Origin of the sequence: Corallococcus sp. AS-1-12, from assembly GCF_020036995.1 — a bacterium.
In the GTDB taxonomy this organism is placed as follows: domain Bacteria; phylum Myxococcota; class Myxococcia; order Myxococcales; family Myxococcaceae; genus Corallococcus.
The window spans coordinates 11,735-28,846 of sequence record NZ_JAIQDD010000045.1; the positions used below are offsets into that span (position 1 = coordinate 11,735).

Annotated in this window: 19 protein-coding genes; all 19 read right to left on the reverse strand. The window is 68.4% G+C overall.

Translation table 11 applies throughout. From position 1 onward, the window contains the following. Positions 1-7: 7 nt before the first annotated feature. The 19 genes from K8556_RS37115 to K8556_RS37205 all read right to left on the reverse strand — a co-directional run bounded on the left by K8556_RS37115 (position 8) and on the right by K8556_RS37205 (position 16,884). Positions 8-2,410 carry a fibronectin type III domain-containing protein gene (locus tag K8556_RS37115; RefSeq protein ID WP_223744867.1) on the reverse strand — a complete coding sequence of 801 codons (2,403 nt, stop codon included), beginning with the start codon at positions 2,408-2,410 and terminating at the stop codon, positions 8-10. A gap of 3 nt (positions 2,411-2,413) precedes the next feature. Then, complete coding sequence (locus K8556_RS37120) at positions 2,414-3,196, reverse strand: hypothetical protein (RefSeq protein WP_223744868.1); 783 nt, start codon at positions 3,194-3,196, stop codon at positions 2,414-2,416. Between the two features lie 44 nt (positions 3,197-3,240). After that, complete coding sequence (locus K8556_RS37125) at positions 3,241-5,919, reverse strand: hypothetical protein (RefSeq protein ID WP_223744869.1); 2,679 nt, start codon at positions 5,917-5,919, stop codon at positions 3,241-3,243. 200 nt (positions 5,920-6,119) lie between these two features. After that, positions 6,120-6,503, reverse strand: a complete 384-nt coding sequence (locus tag K8556_RS37130; RefSeq protein WP_223744870.1) for a phage tail protein — start codon at positions 6,501-6,503, stop codon at positions 6,120-6,122. Positions 6,504-6,541: 38 nt separating this feature from the next. Continuing rightward, complete coding sequence (locus tag K8556_RS37135; RefSeq protein ID WP_223744871.1) at positions 6,542-6,967, reverse strand: phage tail tube protein; 426 nt, start codon at positions 6,965-6,967, stop codon at positions 6,542-6,544. Between the two features lie 14 nt (positions 6,968-6,981). Continuing rightward, complete coding sequence (locus K8556_RS37140) at positions 6,982-7,380, reverse strand: hypothetical protein (protein ID WP_223744872.1); 399 nt, start codon at positions 7,378-7,380, stop codon at positions 6,982-6,984. Between the two features lie 35 nt (positions 7,381-7,415). Next, on the reverse strand, positions 7,416-7,703 hold the full coding sequence (locus K8556_RS37145) for a hypothetical protein (protein WP_223744873.1): 288 nt from the start codon (positions 7,701-7,703) through the stop codon (positions 7,416-7,418). Between the two features lie 60 nt (positions 7,704-7,763). Continuing rightward, positions 7,764-8,201 carry a minor capsid protein gene (locus tag K8556_RS37150; RefSeq protein ID WP_223744874.1) on the reverse strand — a complete coding sequence of 146 codons (438 nt, stop codon included), beginning with the start codon at positions 8,199-8,201 and terminating at the stop codon, positions 7,764-7,766. Beyond that, positions 8,201-8,524, reverse strand: a complete 324-nt coding sequence (locus tag K8556_RS37155) for a hypothetical protein (RefSeq protein WP_223744875.1) — start codon at positions 8,522-8,524, stop codon at positions 8,201-8,203. The genes K8556_RS37150 and K8556_RS37155 overlap by 1 nt, the downstream gene beginning before the upstream one ends. Continuing rightward, positions 8,524-9,183 (reverse strand): hypothetical protein, encoded by a 660-nt coding sequence (locus K8556_RS37160; protein WP_223744876.1) that lies wholly within the window; start codon positions 9,181-9,183, stop codon positions 8,524-8,526. The genes K8556_RS37155 and K8556_RS37160 overlap by 1 nt, the downstream gene beginning before the upstream one ends. Before the next feature lie 4 nt (positions 9,184-9,187). Beyond that, positions 9,188-9,622: a hypothetical protein gene (locus K8556_RS37165; protein WP_223744877.1), complete on the reverse strand. Its 435-nt coding sequence runs from the start codon at positions 9,620-9,622 to the stop codon at positions 9,188-9,190. A 32-nt stretch (positions 9,623-9,654) separates the two neighbouring features. Then, on the reverse strand, positions 9,655-10,878 hold the full coding sequence (locus K8556_RS37170) for a phage major capsid protein (RefSeq protein WP_223744878.1): 1,224 nt from the start codon (positions 10,876-10,878) through the stop codon (positions 9,655-9,657). Next, positions 10,875-11,561: an HK97 family phage prohead protease gene (locus tag K8556_RS37175; protein WP_223744879.1), complete on the reverse strand. Its 687-nt coding sequence runs from the start codon at positions 11,559-11,561 to the stop codon at positions 10,875-10,877. The genes K8556_RS37170 and K8556_RS37175 overlap by 4 nt, the downstream gene beginning before the upstream one ends. A gap of 81 nt (positions 11,562-11,642) precedes the next feature. Beyond that, complete coding sequence (locus tag K8556_RS37180) at positions 11,643-12,434, reverse strand: hypothetical protein (protein WP_223744880.1); 792 nt, start codon at positions 12,432-12,434, stop codon at positions 11,643-11,645. Positions 12,435-12,588: 154 nt separating this feature from the next. Beyond that, complete coding sequence (locus tag K8556_RS37185) at positions 12,589-13,887, reverse strand: phage portal protein (RefSeq protein WP_223744881.1); 1,299 nt, start codon at positions 13,885-13,887, stop codon at positions 12,589-12,591. 8 nt (positions 13,888-13,895) lie between these two features. Beyond that, positions 13,896-15,305, reverse strand: coding sequence for a terminase large subunit domain-containing protein (locus K8556_RS37190; RefSeq protein WP_223744882.1), 1,410 nt, complete (start codon positions 15,303-15,305; stop codon positions 13,896-13,898). Then, on the reverse strand, positions 15,295-15,750 hold the full coding sequence (locus K8556_RS37195; RefSeq protein WP_223744883.1) for a hypothetical protein: 456 nt from the start codon (positions 15,748-15,750) through the stop codon (positions 15,295-15,297). The genes K8556_RS37190 and K8556_RS37195 overlap by 11 nt, the downstream gene beginning before the upstream one ends. Before the next feature lie 178 nt (positions 15,751-15,928). Next, the gene (locus K8556_RS37200; RefSeq protein ID WP_223744884.1) at positions 15,929-16,252 is read right to left on the reverse strand and encodes a hypothetical protein; all 324 of its coding nucleotides are present in this window, start codon (positions 16,250-16,252) and stop codon (positions 15,929-15,931) included. Next, positions 16,252-16,884: a sigma-70 family RNA polymerase sigma factor gene (locus K8556_RS37205; RefSeq protein WP_223744885.1), complete on the reverse strand. Its 633-nt coding sequence runs from the start codon at positions 16,882-16,884 to the stop codon at positions 16,252-16,254. Before K8556_RS37205 ends, K8556_RS37200 begins: the two co-directional genes overlap by 1 nt. Positions 16,885-17,112 lie beyond the last annotated feature (228 nt).

Here is a 17,112-nt window from a genome sequence, read left to right on the forward strand (position 1 = left end):
GCGCGCGCTACCCCTCCGCCCGGAAGCGCACCGCGTCCAGGCTCACCCATGCCGCGCCCGTGGGCAGGCTGAAGACTTGGAGGCCACCGTCCACGTTGAGCTGCCCCATGGCGAAGCCGTGGCTCGTCGGCAGTGCCAGGATGCGGTTGGAACTGGCCCGGTAGCCCACCGGGAAGCGGTACGCGTTCACGTAGCCCACCGTCCCAGGGCGGATGAGGCCGCGTGCGGACACCTCGTTGTCGCTGTTGCGGTAGTAGCCCAGGGGCCAGTTGGTGGCATCCCACGCCAGCCAGCCATTCTCCAGGTCGCTAATCTGCCCGGTGCGGATGGCCGCCCACGGCTCGACAAGGCTGCCGATGCGCTCCAGGCGCACCGAATCGACGTACACCCACGGCGCGCCTTGCGTCGCCTGGGTCAGCAGGCGCACCTGGACGTAGCGCGTCCCGGCGGGCGCGTTGTGGAAGCCCGTCATCCGCTCCCATCCACTCGTCGGCAGCACCTTCGTCGTGCTCACCGTCCCCAGCACGTTGAAGGCGCCGCCGTACCAGACAAGTTGGATGGAGAAGGCCGTCCCTGTCTGTGACGCCCTCGCGAGGGCATCCACGCTGTACCTGTCGCCCGGCCGGGCAATCATCGCCTGGGAGTCGAGCCGCGTGCCGTTCGCCACCAGCCGGACAGCACGCGCCCCTGTGTACGCGTCCGTCGTCACCTGGGCATGCGCCCCCCAGAGGCCGACGCCCATCGTCCACGCGTCCGGTGGCAGCTCCTCGAAGGAGTGCGCCTCGAAGTCCGGGTTGGGCGGTGACTCGCCGAAGGCCACGCTGGGCTGCAACGTGGCTGGCGTCACGTAGGCCGTGGTGACGGACACCTCGGCAGAGGGCGCGCCCAGGTTGCCCGAGACGTCGCGGCCTACCACCCGGCAGTAGTAGGTGGCGCCAGGACGCAAGTCGGGGAGCGGGAAGCGCGTCGCCGACGCCCGCCCCTGGAAGGTGGCCTCCGAGGGCTGGAAGCCCGGCGTGCGCGACGCGTGCACCTCGTACTCGTCCCAGGCCGGGCCGGTAGTGGCGGGGGTCCACGTCACCACGCACCCGTTGACGGTCGGCGTCGCCCTCACTTCTTGCGGCGCGGCCGGGCCAGTGAAGGCAGCGCTGGGGGCAATGCCCGGCCGGCTGTCGCGCTCCAGCCACTCACGCAGCGACGTGGAGGGCTGGCCGCGCAGCACCAGCTTCATGCGCGCCGTGCCGTCCGTGGCGCACTGGTGCTCCAACTCCTGCACGGCAAGCCGCTGCGCCGTGTCCAGTCGTATGCCGTCCGGCAGCACCAGAACCAGGTCCGCCAGCTCCAGGCCCGGGTGAGGGTCCACCGTCATGGTGACGGTGAGGGGTGAGACGGAGAGGTCCGCGATGGCCGCGTCCGCCAGCCGTTGCGCTTCGGCCTTCGTGTCGATGTTGTCGAGGTCGTCGTTCGCCACCTGCATCCAGCGGCGGCCCACCTGGGCACGAGCCGTGGGGTTGCTGGCCGTCACTGTCTTGCGCTTCGGCGTGCCCGAGGCGTCCAAGTCAAACTTGTCGCGGTAGACGACCTCCACGTCCGTGCGGATGTCCGCCAACTGCCGCGTCACCGCGTCGAGGTTGCCGTACTCGTCCGGGCCATAGGCCCAGTCCTCCTCCACCTGGAGGCGGTCCGGAGCGGAGAGCGTCAGCGCGTAGGCGCTCGCGGCAGGCTGCCAGCGCATTCGACAGTCCCAGCCAATCCGCTGCGCGAGGGTGCGCGCCGCGTCCAGCACCGGCTCCACCTGCTGCACGTACCGGCCGCGCTGGGACATGGGGTCCACGGGCGTGAAGAGTGCGAAGGTGGCAAGGCCGTTGTCGTCGAGTAGCGCCTGGATGATGGACTGCACCGCCACACCCACCGTGTCATTGCCGTATTCGCGCTCCACCTCGATGAAGGTGTCCTGGAGCAAGCCTCCCAAGTCCCGGCCCACGATGCGCAGTTCATCGGGCCCGGCGTCCACCTCATCGATGCGTCCTCGGAAGACCTCGAAGTAGTCCTCCTCTTTCGGCGCGGTGGAGAGAGGCGCAATGCCCAACTCCACGCGGAAGTAGGCGCCCTCCACGAGCAGCGGCGCGAAGGCTCCCGCATTGGTCGTGTTCGCGAGGGACTGCACCACGAGAGGTGAGAGGGAGAGGCGCGCACCAGCGGCGCCGCTGCGCAACAGCGACACCTCCGCTTCGGCCACGGGTGCGTCCACCTTGTCGTTGACGCGCACGCCCAGCACCCAGTCGAAGCCCAGAAGGGTATGCAGGCCGCGCCACTCGCCGCCCGCGTCGCGTACCCAGACGCGCGGGTGGGTGGAGTAGCCGGAAGGGCTGCCCAGGAGGGCCGCCTGGAAGGAAGAGAGGGGCCGCATGCGTCAGCGCTCCTGCAACTCGAAGTCGAACTCCTGCCCGAGGACGAGGACACCGCCCTCCCACCACTGCACCGCGCGTCCCGTGCCCACTCGGCCCAGCACCGGCAGCGGCTCGTAGAGGGCAGCGCCCGAGGCCCGGTGGTACGGGTACGGCGCGCCGAAGGACTCACCGGCAGCGAACCAGGGGGCCACCCATGACGCGGGCGCCACCCACGGCAGCACCACCAGCTCGTCCACCAGCAGCTCGCCCCCAGCCGCTGCGTTGCTGAGCGTCACCGCGCCCAGGGGCAACTGGCCCGTGCCGTCCACGACGAGGAAGCCATCCGCGTGGGGAACTGCGACTGCGGCGCCGTTGACGTGGAGGCCCACGCCCGCGCGGTGGACATGGTGGCGCCACCTGTCCTTTGTCCCCTGGCGCTTCCACCAGTAGGCCACCGTCCATTTCGTTCCAAGGCCCGTGGGAAAGGTGACGCTCGCTCCTGCCTCCATGAGCATGCACCCACCGAAACGGCCCGAGGACTCGACCGCCCACACGTTGCCCACCATGGCGCTCGGCGAGAGGAAGGCATGGCTTCGCAGCCCGTCCTCGAAGCTCCACACCTGGCCCTCGCCTTTGAGGAGTCCCCGGTACGCGCGAGCCTCCTCCTGAGTCAGCGGGCCCGTGTTGCCCGCCAGGGTGAAGACTTCGCGCCGCTCACTGCTGCGCAGCCACCCGGAGAAGGTGCGGCGGTGCTCGCCCAGCAGCGTCGGCGTGTACGTGAGTCCCCGCTCCGCTGAAACGGGCAAGGGGATTCCAGAAAGGGCCAGGGCAGCCGGCATGGTGGGGTTCCTCAAGAGACAGAGAATCGCGACGTGAGGCGCACGCGGCTGCCAGCAACGCGGATGCTCGCGCGCTGCTGGCGCAGAGACTCATCCCGCCGCGTGGCTTCCATGGCGGCGTCGATGTCGTAGCCGGTGATGTTGTAGGTGACGGGCGCGGCCATGGCGGAGACGTTGCCCGTCTCCGGCGCGCGCACCTGACCTCCCCCGCTGAAGCCAGGGGGCAGGTAGCTGCCGAGCCATCCCGGCACCGCAGGCGTAGCGGGCACCTGCCCCAAGAGGATTTGCTGAATGGCGGGCGGCAACATGCCGAGGAGCCATCCCGGCACCTGCCCGCTGGACGAAGCTGGGCCGTCAGGCACTTCCGCCTCGCCATTTGGCGTGGGCGAGGGCTTCGGCTTGGGCAGCACCGTGGGGCCGTCCTGCGTGTCCTCGGACTCGAAGCGGCGCAGCGCCACCCTCCACGCAGCCGGCACGTTGGTGAGTGCCGCCGTCGCGCGGGCCACCGCTTTCGTGTGCTCCTCCACCTGGGCGGTTTCCTCGGCACGCGCCTTCGCCGAGTCCCACGTCGTGTCCTCCAGCACGCGGAGGGAGTCATCCATGCTGTCGGTGTCCACCTTCAGCCTGTTGAGCGAGCGCGCGAACTTCTTCAACCCGTCGAAGCCCGTCCAGTCGATGAGGCTGGAGATGGCGCGGATGACGTTCTGCACTGCGCCGATGACGGCATTCCAGACTTCGCTGATGGCCTTCGCGATGGTGAGGACGATGCTGCCGACGAACTTCAGCGCCGTGAAAAGGGCCTTCATGACGGGCCCGCCCAGGATGCTGAGCGGCTGCTGAATCAGTAGGAAGGTGCGTCCCAACACCGCGAAGAGGGGCGCCAGGCCCTTCACGATGTCGCCCAGCACCACCAGCGGCGGAACCAGTGGCTCGATGGCCTCCCCCAGCATCTCGAAGACGGGCGTCAGCGCGGAGAGGAAGCCATCCACCACCATCGTCACGGCGTTGAGGAGAGGCTGGAGCGGCTCCAGCAACGTGCCCAGCGAGTCAGCCACCTTCTGGATGAGCGTGTTGACGGACTCGATGACGCCCTTGAAGCCCTCGGACTGCATGAGCAGCTCGCCCACCACGGCGATGATGGCGCCATAAGCCCCGCCCGCTTCCATGCCCTGGACGCCCGCGTTGATGAGGTCGCCCAGCTGGCCCAGCCCGCCAATGAAGCGATCCACCAGCGACTCCCTGGCAGCTTCCATGGCGGCTTCCGCTTCAGCGGCGAGGCGCTCCGCCTCCAGGCGCATCTCATGGAAGGCGGCAGCCCCGGCGGATTCGTCCGCGCGCACGCTGGCCAGATACTCCTTCCGGGACTCCTCGTTGGCCTGGGCCTGGAGCTTCGCCATGGCGGCCTGCTCCGCCGCCTCCTTCTTCCGGGCTGCCTCCAGAGCGGCCTTGTCCGTGGGCTTGCGGATGCGCGCCTTGCCCGAGGCGTCGCCGCTGCCGCCCGCGAGCTTCGTCAGCAGGGCTTGAATCTGCCCGGTAAGGCCTTCCAGGTTGAGGGCGCGGGCCATGTCAGTGCCGAGCTTCTTCGCCCCCGCCGTGCTCGTGCGCAGGCCGTAGGCCACGCTCTCCTTCAGCGCGGCCCCCGCGTCGGCCACGGACTCGCCCACGGCCTCCGCCGTCTGCTTCGCGCCGTCCCAAAGCACCTGGGCGGACTGGCCCAACGTGTCCAGCAGCTCGCGGCCCGTGACGGTGGACACCTCGCGGAAGGTAGCGGCCAACTCCGGGAAGCCCGCATGCCGCACCACCGGCTCCAGCAGTCGGGAGACGGCGCGAACGTGGGCCGCGACGACGTCCAGCACCGCGAGGGACGCCCGCTTCACGAAGTCCCCCAGGGCCACGAAAGCGCGGGTGAAGCCGTCCGCCACCTTGCCGGCCCATTTGCTCAGCTGCTCACCCATGCCCCGGAAGAGGTCTGCCACGCCCGTGCTGCTGTCCTCCCAGGCCGCGTAGACGCTGCCCGCCAGCAGCACCAGGGCGGCCACGGCGGCGGCCACCGCAGAGAGCGGCACCAGGAGGCCGCCGAAGGAGAGGGCCAGGCGCCCCAGGCTGCCCATGGTGGCGGGGGCCTTCGCCGTCAGCCCGCCAAGCGAGGCCGTCACCTTGTCCACGGAGGCCGCCAGGGAGGTGAGGGCCACGGACTTGTCGAGGGCGCCCAGCACCTTCAGCACCAGCCCCACGCCCCCCGAGAAGGAGGCGACGATGCCAGCGGCCTTGCTCAACGCCATGCCCGCCACGCCCGCACTCGCCGCCCACACCAGCATGTTGGCGGCGGAGGCCTTCACGTCCGGGGCGAGGGACTGGAAGTGGGCCACCACGCGCTCCACCCCATCCGCCACCTGCTTCACCACGGGGAGGAAGGCGTCTCCAATGTCCGCCGCCAGCGTGTAGAGGAGGGCCTTGATTCGCTCCGTCTCTTTCGCCATGGCCGCGTTGGAGGTGGCCGCCGCCGCGACGGCGCCGGCAATCCCCGCAGCCACCACCATGCCGATTTCGCCCATGTCCTTCGCGGCGGCCTTCACCTGCTTGGCAGCCTTCTCCACGCCCTCCACCAGCTTGCCGAGGTTCGCCAGCGCGGGCCCCACGGTGGCCGTCACCGCCACGTACAAGTCGCCAACGCGGAGTCCTCCGGACATGCGTCACCTCTTCCGCTTCCTGAAAATGGTTGTCGTCGTCGTTGGGCCGGCATGGGAGGCAGGGCCGGGAGCGCGCGCGGCGCGCACCTCCTCGGCCTCCAGCGCGCAGTGGGCCAGGAGGTGGACGACGTCCTCCCAGTCCCAGCCGCGCACCGCCTCGGGCGACTGACCCGTCAGCTTCACCACCCCGTGCAACGCCCTCAGCTCGGGGTGGCCTCGGAGTTTCCCTTCGCGTCCTCCAGCGTCGGGCCCGCGAAGGCCTGGGCGAGCGCCCCCTGAATCTCCTCCAGCCAGGGCTCGTTCTTCACCTCGGCCACGTCGCCCTCGGAGAAGACGCGCGTGGCCGTGCCCGGGTGGTAGAGGCAGGCCACGGCGATGCGGGCAATCATCATCATCCCGGCGGACTCGTTGACGGGCTGCCTGTCCGGGCCCAGTTCGCCAGCGGCGCGCGCGGCAGAGAGGACGTCCAGCTTCTCGCCCAGGGTGGGACGGCAGACGTCGAAGTCCGCGCCGTCCAGGGTGACGCGCTGCTGGAGGGTGCGGCGGGTGCCCAGGGGCTTTCGGTGCGAAGTGGGTGCAGACATGGTGGTGCCTCGGGTGTGAAGGGAAAGAAGGGGCCCGGCTACACAGGGACGGGCGCGCCCTGGCCGGAGAGGGTGGCGGAGAAGGTGACGACGTCGGAGGCGCTGCGGCCCTCCTCGTAGGACGTCACCTTCACCGGGTAGCGGAAGCCCTGCTCACCAGTGGGCGCCGTCTCGTCCTCGATGATGGTGAAGAACACCGTGGCGTCGCTCTCGAAGGCGGCGCGCAGCACCTGCTGGGGAGCGCTCCCCTTGAAGACGTGTCCCGACAGGGGAATGGAGAAGGACTTCCAGGTGCCCTTGGTGCGCTTGTAGCCGTCACCGCCGAAGTAGTTGGCATCCACGGTGTCCTTCGCGCGGTTGACGGGCGCCTCCAGCACGCCGTCCAGCGCGTCCGCCTCCACGGGCGCGGTGTCTGTGGCGTGGATGTAGAGCTTGTCGAAGAAGGCCTCTCGGGGTTCCGGCATGGGTGCGACTCCTGTCATTGGGAGGGGAAGCGCTGCGCCAGGAAGTCCTTCAGCACGGAGGCCACGCGGCGGCGGCCCGTGCCTCGGGCGCGGCGGAAGGACTTGCGGAGGAAATGCGGGGGCGACTGGAAGACTTGCGAGCCCCAGTGCCAGCCCTCATGAATGGGGCCAGCGGCCGGGTGCGCATAGCCCGCCGTCCACGTCGTGGAGAGGCGCTCCAGGTTGTGGAGGGGGCCGCTCAGGAAGGCGGAGTCGCGCAGTCCGCCTTCCTCCACCGGCACGAGGAAGAGGGAGTAGTCCAGGGCGAGGCGGGCGATGTCCCGGCACGGGCCGTCCAGTGCGCGCAGCACCTCGCTGGGTGAGCGGCGCAGGCGCTCCAGCTTCAAGACATCGATTCGGACGCGAAGAGGCATTCACCTCTTCAATGGGGGCAACTTCCGCGTGTGGCTCAGCTTTCGGGCTGGCCGTACAACGTGACCGCCATCATCTCTAGATGCTTGCCAACGGCTTGATACGTGGCCGCCGTGAGGTAGACGAACACCCCCTCGGCTGGCAGCGGGTTGAGGCAGAGGACGGAAACCCCACGCGATTCCAGCAGATCATGCAGGACGTCGTAGGCCGGCCGAATGAACTCGTCCGTCCAAAAGAGTTCATCCGACTCAAGAGCGGCAAGAGCCCTGGGGACCGCCTTTTCCTCCAGCATCTCGACCAACTCATCAAGTTCCGTTTGGTTCATGAAGCGGTAGCTTCCTTTCGGCTCCATTGGCTTACCCTCTCCATGCGTACGAGATGCGGTTCAGCGGAGTATGCCAACTGGCACGCTCAACAGTCCGACCACGAGATTGAGCGCCCAGCGGTGTCTGTCCGCCCCGTCCGTCCCCAGGTATGCCGGTGCGCTTTCCTCCGCGCGCACCACGGAGTAAGGGACGAGGGCCGACTGGTTGAGGGCCGCGAAGACGGCATGGGCGAGCCGCTGCCCGCCCTCGAAGTCCTCGCGCGCCGAGCGGACTCTCAGCTGACAGCCCGGCGTGAGGTATGCCGCGCGCCCCTGGCCCACGTACGGCTGGGGCCCGGCGCCGCCAGTTGCCACCAGCGCCACGGCCTGGTCCGGCACGTCGCCGTCCTCCTCGGGCATGGGGGCCGTGAAAAGGTTGGCTCCTGGAGAGGGCGGGCGCACCAGTCCAAGGCCCGCGCCCTCCAGCAGCACCGCCAACTCCGAAGCGATGTCCCGCATCAAAACCACACCTTCCGGAAGCGCACGGCCCCGGAGCCGTCCACAAACTCGTCCACCGCCACAGGACGCCGCGCGCGGTTGAAGTCCGCCACGTCTTCGCCCGGCAGCCAGACGCGGTGTTGCAACGTCAGGGGCGCGTCCGTGTAGACGACGTGCGTGGCCAGCTGCTCGTTGCCGTTGGCGTCGCGGATGAGGCGCCGCGAGGGCTGCACGCGCGCCCGCGCCGTTGCCACGGGCCCGAGCGCTGGCTTGCCGTGCGCGTCGCGGCCCGTCAGCACCGCGAAGGCAACGGACTGCCGGAAGGTGTCCGAAGGCGTGGCCATCAGCTCACCCGGTGAATCACGTAGGGCGCGAGCAACGCCTGCGCCGCGCCAGGGATGGGACTCTTCCCCTCGGCCTTCGCGGCGAAGTAGCTGACGGACCAATCGCCGATGGACTCACTGGCCACCATCGCGTCCACGCCGCGCGAGCGGTACAGCTGCACCGCCGTGAGGATGGCGGCCTCCTGCACGTCCTCCGGCAGCGTCACCACTCGCGCGGCGTCCAAGGCCCGCTGTCCGGGCGTCACGAAGCCTCCGTCGTAGACGACGCGGAGGCCGTCCGCGCTGCCCTGGAAGCTGTCCACCGTCTCCACCACCAGCCCGCCCATGCGCGCCGTCATCCGCCACACGCCGCGCTTGCGGTACAGCATGCCGGCGTCCGCCAGCTTCCCGTGGCTCTCGTACTCCTCGGCCGGCACGAAGGCGCCGGCCTCCCAGACACCCACCACCAGGACGACAGGCGGGCGCTCCAGGAGAAGCAGCGGGCGCCCGTAGCCGGCCGGGTACTCCACGAGGCCCTGGCCGTACTCGAAGACTCGGCCGCAGTAGCCAGCAACGGCCCGGCTCGCCGCCGTGACGAGGGACTCCAGGCGCGGTGTCACCGCTACGCCCAAGTCCTCCGCCACGGCGGCGGCAATGCAGAGGTCCGCAGGGTTCGCCATGGCCTCACACCGGCAGCGTCAGGGCGCCGCCGAAGACGACGAAGGCGCACGCCTGGAGACTGGGCGACGTCCCGCCCGTCAGCGTCGTGGCTTCCGCCACGCGCACGAATTGCTTCGCCGCGCCCAGGTCCACGTCCTTCTCGGCGAAGGCGTTGGCCGCCGTCAGCTGCACGGAGGCCGAGCCCGGCCCGGCCGGCACGTAGTCCGCCCATGCGTCGGAGGCCCCGTTGTCGCTGGAGTGCTGAAGCCGCACCTCGTAGCCCTGCGCGGTGGGGCCGCCCGTCACCGCGCCCGTCGCGGCGACGAGGACGCAGCTCTCGCCAAGGAGAAGCCTGTCGTGGCCCGGCCCCTGCCGCGTCCCGGCAGGCAGCGCGGCGGGGGCCGTCCCCAGGCGCGCGGCGACGTAGGCGCCAATCTGGCTGATGTGTGGAGCGCTCATGGTGTCCTTCCTTTCGTGGGGCGCGGCCCCGGTCAGTTGCTGCCCCAGCTCAAGTCCTTCACCACCACGCCGGCCTGTCGGTGCCGCATGGCCAGGTCGTGCTTGGTAATCGCGCGCAGAACCGTCTGGTCCGTGGAAATGCCGGACACCAGCTGGCCGCCACGCGTGAAGGCCCCGTTGGGGAAGACTTCGATTTCCAGCGCCATGGACTCGCCGATGAGCACCTCGGACATGTCCACGAGGTAGAGCTCCGAGCGGGCATTGCCCGCGCCGAGCGTCTCGGGAATCTGGTTGGAGACGAAGAAGGGCAGGCCGCGCAGCGTCCCGCGCTCCACCATCTCCCGCTCCAGGGCGTTGTAGCCCTCACCGCCAGGGCCCACCGCATCCAGGATGGCCGTCTCCGCGCCCGGGGCCATCAGCCATACGGGCTGCACCATGGGCACGTTGGCCTTCTTCAGCTTCCGCTTCGCCTTGTTCAGCTCCTTCTTCATCTCCAGCAGTGTGGGCGCGCCCGCCGCGGCCACCGTCTCCGCGTAGACGTGGGCCGCGTCCAGTTGGTTGCGGATGCCTCGGGGCTCCAGCTGCGTGCCGCTACCCCGGAGGAAGGCCGCGTCCTCCCGCAGCGCCATGACGTTGAGCAAGTCGTTGCGAATGAACTCCTCCGCGTTGATGGAGGCGTTGCGGATGAGGTCGTTGGGGACGGCCGTCAGCGCCGTGAGCTTCTTCTCCGAGAGGGAGACGGAGTCCGTGCCCGGCTCCGACTCCTGAATCGCGGACGTCTCCCCGCCGTAGAAGGCGGTGCCCGTGCTGGACTGCCTGTCGAAGGTGAGCGACGCGCCGATGGGGATGACGCGGGCGCCGGCCTGCCGCACCACCGCCTTGTTGCGCAAAAGCTCGATGAACTCGGAGGCGAACTGGGGATGCACCAGGGAGCCCATCCCCGAGTAGTTGCCCTGGGAGAGGGCCTTGCTCACCACCTCGTCGCCCCAGCCCTTCAGCACGTCCACCACGTTGCGCCCCTCCATGCGCGCCACGGCCTTCGCCTTCACGAAGCGGATGAGGTTCAGGCCCGTGCCTTCCGTCATGTGCTTGCCGGTGATCGGCGCGCGGCGGGGCTCCTCGGGCACGGTGTCGGCCGCCTTGGGCCCCAGCAGGCCGGCGTAGCCGTCCCGGTGTCCCTTTGACTGCTCCACCAGCTGCGAGGCCACCAGCGGGCCCAGCGTCTTCGCCATCTCCTTCATCTCTTCGGGGGTCATGCTTTCTCCTGGAGGTGCTGCAAGAGGGCCCGCGCCGTGTGCGCGGCGAGGGCGTGGGTGTCGGACTCGGACAGGGAGGGAGGTGCAGCGGGCGGCGCGGCCTTGCGCTTCTTTCGGGCCTTGCGGCCCAGGGCCTTCACCACCGCCTGGGCAATGTCGCGGATGAGAGCGGCGCGCTCGTCGGCATGCTTCTTCAGCCGCACCGCGCGCTGGTTGCCCGGAATCGTGACGACGGAGATTTCGAGTAGCTCCTGCTCGTCGCAGTCGAAGCCGCCGCGCTCGTTCTCGTGGTAGCGCAGCATGCGGTAGCGCACGCTCACCGCGTTGAGGATGCCCTTCTCCACCTTGCGCTCGACGCGCCGGGCAAACTCGTCGTCCTGGTCGAACTCGATATCCACCAGGAGGGCGTCGCCCTGGACGTAGGCGCGGCCCTTGCCAATGGGGAGGACGTCGGTGCGGCCCGCGCCGAACAGGCCGCCAGAGCCGTCGTCGTGCATGTAGAGGACGACAGGGTTCGCCGCGTAGGAGTCCAACCGCCAGCCCTGGACGGACAGGCGGTCGGAATACCTGTCGTAGTCCCCGTCATTCGCGCGGAAGGTAAAGACCTTCGGCCGCCCCTCAACAGGGGACGGGGCGTCCTTCTGGGCGACGAGGCGGCGGGTTCTCTGAAGAGGCTTGTGCATTCACCTCTTCAATGGGGGCAATTTCTGAGAGTGGCGCCACAGGTAGAAGCCGAGTGACGCTTCTTCCTTCGAACATGGGGCCTATTCGTCGCCAGAATCGGGAAAGCCGAAAACCCTGCGCCACGCAACCACGGAATCCTGCTGCTGGACGTATGCTCGTTCAATTCTCAGATGAATAGACTGATCGTTACCGCCCGCTGCGGACAACCGTAGAACCGCCTCAGTCGTTCCAATAGGCAGCTCAATACGCTCACCGCCCGAGGGGAAACTGAATCCGAAGTGCCATGCCCCAAGAAAGAAATCGTTTCCCCTTAGTCGATGCACAGGCAACTTAAACCAATCTCTCCCATGCAAGACAATTCCTTGCGGAGGACTGCTTGCCTGATGAATCCGACCAGCAATCTCAAGACTGACCCGTCCGACGGTTGTCGAACGCCTGCCGACATTCTCAATATCCGCACAAACAATCACGGCGCGATGCGTTTCGTCAAACGAGGCACCATGCAGGACTGGCTTTATCTCGGAGTCATTTCCCTCCGAACTAGCCATCTTTCTGCCATGTCGCTTCTTTGCAGTGGATTCGGCCTTCTTTTTGAGTTCAAGAAGAGCAGCGACGGTGTATGTTGCCGCGTCGCCATCGATTTTTTTCGAACACGACTGACACAGCCAGATTCCATTCTCAATTGAGCTTCGCTCTGCCGGCGTCATTGACGCATCGTAGCGCCGAGCACCAGGCCCTCCAGCCGCAGCAGCAATATGAGCGGCCACACCAATATTGTTGACTGAGCCACTCGTCTCGTCGCTCGGCCCGGAAGTTGATACCTCGCAGATTGAGCAAAGATAGCCAACTCGCTTGGCGAGCTTATCCTTCACGCTAGGAGGAAAATCATCTCTTGAGTTCTTGACCATTCCGAGGAGACTACCTCGGCGAGAACCAGTGAAGAAGTCGTGAGGCACGCCATGCAGCTAGCGTCTCCAGGCAAGCGAAGAGGCTCAGATTCATTCCCCACCACAGGGGCACTGGATTTCAGTCATTAGGTGACAGAGGCGCATGCCCCTCTGTCACCTGCCCCGGCATTGGAAGTGGATAGCCCTGACGGTTCGGGTCCGGCTTGAAGCCCGCCAACTCTCTCCACTCCGTGTAGCTGAAGGCCTCCGGCATGGTGCTCATGACGCGCAGCTGGTGCTCGCGGTCCGCCGGCACGGGGCTGTCATAGTCGAGGATGGCCTCCCCATCGCCGAACAGGGGCATCAGCCGCATTTGGTACTCCGTCCGGAGGAACTCCATGCGCGGAAAGGTCGCCTGCTCGGCGAGGTTCTCCCGCGCGGCGAAGGCCGTCGCCTTGTTCGAGCTGGAGATGTCGCCCACGATTTCGGGTGGTACCCGGTAGGTCATCCGCACGAAGTTCATCAGGAACTTCCGCAACTCCACCAACTGCATGTCGCGAAAGCTGGTGTCGAGGCGCGCGAACGTCACCCGTCCGCTGGTGAGGAGCAGCTTCCCCGCCTTGTCCGGCCCCTGGTGCTCGCGCGCCAGGGATTCCTTGAAGGCCTTCGCCCCCGCACTGTTTGCATCCGTCAGTCCCTCAATCGACGCGATGGCGGGCGGCAGCATGTTGTTCCAGAAGCTCGCGCGGAGAAACCGCGCCACGAACTCGTCCGTGTCCAGTTCGTCTCCGAGCGCGAAGGCCGGGCCGACACCGCGACCGAGTGGATCCTCCGGGTCGAGGTTGCGCAAGTGGAGCACGTCCGCCGCCGGAATCTCCCGCGTGACGCCGCCCACGGAGACGGTGAACGTCCGCTGCTCGCGCGGCACGTCCATCGCGGGTAGGCGGATGACGAGGTTCGGAGGCACCGGCCAGAAGCCCACGGGGAAGCCCGCCACGCGCTCCAGCACCAGGAAGGCCTCGCCGACGAGGTCCAGGTACACCTGCACCAGCTTCGTCACGGAGCGGCCCGTCAGGTAGTCGTTCGGGTCCGCGAGCATCCGCAGAATCGGATGGTCCGGCACCTCCTGGACCTCGCCCGCATCCAGCATGGACTTCAACCGCATGGCGCGGACCTCGCGCGTCGCGCTGCGCAGGGCGTAGTCCTTCACCGGCTCGCCCTTCAGCGAGACGCGGCGGTACACGCGCCAGTTCACCCCGGCCACTGAATCCGCGACCACGTCAACGACGGCCCGGAGCCAGGGCATCTCGCGGTACGCCGCCAACAGTTGCGCGGTGCCCCGGCGCGGTGGCGCCTGCTGCCAGCGCGCCAGCTCCAGCCCCGTCCCCTGTCGCGGTGGACGCACCACCGCCGACTTCATCCGCTCCCACAAACCCATCGCAGGCCTCACAAGCAGAAGAAGGAATCCGCGAAGACCAATTCGTGGGTCCCCCAGAGAAGTGCATCGACGCGGTCATCGCGGCGTCCGTTGACACCGCTGAATTTGGCGAGCTGCGCCTCCAGCTTCGGGAAGGTGCCCACCAGTTCGATGCGGCCCGTCTCGGCCAGGGCGCTCACCGGCTCGGCACGCTTCGACTTCGCTTCTCGGGCGCGCACCGGCTTCACGTTGACCTGGACGCCCATCTCCGAGGCCACGGTCTGGATGGTCGTCTCCACCATCTCCCCGCCCGAGTTCACCTCCGCCACCAGGGCATCGCAGCCGAAGGCCAGGTACTCCCGAATCGCGGCGGCGGCCCACTCACGCGGCGAGCCCCGGAGGCTCGCGTCCTTGAGCACCGACACGCGCTTGAGGGGCGCTCCATCCGTCCCAACAAGCGGACTGCATCTCACGCCCTGGACGACGATGCCCGTCTCGTCCGAGCCCGTCTCGCTGGTGGGCGCTGGATCCACAGAGACAATCCGCCGGTCCAGGCCGCGCGCGTACTCGTGGACATCCGCATCCACGCGGCCCCACTTCGCCGAGCCGAAGATGGCGCCGGGCACGTCCATCAGCAGTCGGCCCAGCACCTCCTGCTGGCCCCAACGCGTATTCATGAGGGCGCGCATCGTGGCGACGGCGCTGGGCGCGAGGTTGGCGCGGTTGGCCAGCGAGGAGCCCGTCCGCAGCACCACGCCCGGCCGCAGCGTCTTCGCCTCGGCGTCGGAGAACAGCAACTCCTCCAGCTTCTTCAGCGGCCGGGGCGTCCCAGTGAGCAGCAGCTGGGGCGGGTGAGTGGCGCTGCCGATGCGCAGCACCATGGGGAGTTGGTCGAGGGCCGCCATCTCGTGCTTCCAGGAGGCCGGCTCATCGCCCCAGGCCCAACCGCAGTTGGGGCCGCGCAGCCGGTCTGGCTTATCCGCCGAGTAGCAGATGGCATAGACGCCGTTGGGCCACGTCACCCGGCGCTTGCTGGGCTCGTACACCGGCATGAACCAGGGCGGGGACAGGGCCAGGATGCCGCTGGAGCCTCGAATCATGGTGTCGCGCACGTCGGCCGCCGTGGGGCCGATGAGCGCCCCGATCGTCTTCGCCTCGCGGGCCTTCTGAATTACCCACCGGGCCCCGCTCCACGTCTTCCCGAAGCCCCGTCCCGCCATGATGAAGCAGGTAGAGAACGACGTGGGCGGCACCTGCTCGCGCCGCGCCCAGAAGTCCAGGTCATGGACAAGGGTCTCCACCTCGGGATGGGTGAGCTTCCCGAAGAGGCGCGCGAGGCCCTCGCGCGTGCCCGCGTGCCTCACCAGGTACTCGGCGGGGGACTCGTCCGGAGAGAGCTTCTCCAGCATCCCCGAGAAGCCGAAGGCGTCACGACGCATCGTCGCCTCCAGCGCTGCTAGCATCCGGCATGGCCTCGGGGGCGTCCGGCAGGAAGCGGCCCAGCCGCTCCATCAGCAGCTCACGCAGGGCCACTTCGTCAGCGGCCCTATCCTCGGGCGCCTTCTCCTCGACGTTGTCGCGCCGGCCGTACAGCTCCGGGAAGCGCCGCGACAGCAGCCATTGGACATGTCGCGGGTTGTTGGCCGCTGTCGCCAGCAACATCTCCGTGGAGGACTGCATGAAGCGCGCTTCCGCCGCGCTCACCGCCAGGAAGAAGTCCCGGTAAAGGCCGCGCTCCTCTCCCGCGCCCCGGTGGAACCAACGGGAGAGGGTCTGGTCGTCAACGCCAACGAGAGCGGCCACTGCGCGACGGAAGAGGCCGCGCTCCAGGTGGGCGCAGATGGCGGCCTGAATCTCGGGTGTCAGCTTGGTTGGACGTGCCATTCCCCTCTTCAATGGGGGCAATTTCTGGCGGTGTTTTTCTCCAACTCATGCATCACGCCCGTCAAAACCCAGGCCCCGGCGCGATTTTCTCGGAGTTTTTCAGGCGTGGGGGCCCGCCGAGCAAGGCAGGAAAGGGACGACCGTCCCAAATCTGGACCCGGGGGGCCTCAAGCCATGTTCAACGTGACTGCAATCCGGGCAGGCCCGCCGCGATGCGCTCGTGGCAGGCCAGGAAGTCCACGCAGGACACCGCCCAGCGCCGCGTATACGCCTCACCGCTGCACGTTTCCGTCACGGACAGGGCTCCCTGGCCCCGCGACAGTCTGACGCCGCACAGGACGCAAGGCGCGGCGTGCTGGTTGCGGCGCAGCTCGGGTAACTTGTCCGCGCACGCGAGGTGACGCGGCCCCGTCCCAAGCGTGTAGTCGATGCGCTCGCCCTTCAGCACGAGCGCGCCGCACGCGGCACAAGGCCCGCCACCATGGGCGACGACGACGGGCATCAGCGCGCCTTCTCCGCCAGCCGCTCGCGGAGCTGCGCATGCGCCCGCGCCAGCATGGCGTCGAGGCGGCTCCGTGGTTCGTTCCACTCGCGCGCCAGCTGACGCACGCTGCGCGCTTCCTGTCCCAGTCCGTGGACGTGGGCCAGCAGCTCCCGCAGCTTCGGGTCCAGCGCCAACACCTCGCGCCGGAGACGGGCGCATTCCAGGCGCAGGGTGCACAGCTCCTCGATGGTGCCCACCTCCAGCGCCAGGGCCGCGTCGTGCTGCTCCGTCAGTGAGCCGGGCAGCGCTTCGGAGGGCTCATCGCGGCTCATGAGCAGCGCCGTTCTCCGCGCCTTCGCCGTCTTCTTCCCCTTCACCTTGCGCCCACGTTGCGCCCTGTCCGAGGGATGGACGTCCGAGCCATGCAAGCGGATCAGCTCCAGGATGGCTCGCCGAGCCCGCCACGCCACCCACGTCGCGAAGGTCTGCCCGCCACGCATCTCGGGGCGGTATGTCCCCACGGCCTTCAGCGCTTCGAGAAGCGCGACCTGGACGAGGTCATCCTCCAGCAGCGAGCCACGCAGCGGTGCGAAGCCACGCGCCTGTCGGCGCAGCCGGGGCTCCAGCAGGAGCAACAGTGCGTCCGTCAACTTCCGCTCCCGCGCCGACTCGCCCGCCGCACGGCGTGCGTGAATCTCGCGAACGAGTTCATCGGGCGTCGCGGGCCGTGGCGATACACTCCGTGAAACATACGACTCACCCTTCGACACCCGCCGTCGCATCATCCCCCATGCCTCCCATGCGTTGAGAAAGCCGCCGTCGCCCCAGCGACAGCGCGGGCGGCGCCAAAGCAAGCCGCCTGCCATGTCACCCTCGGA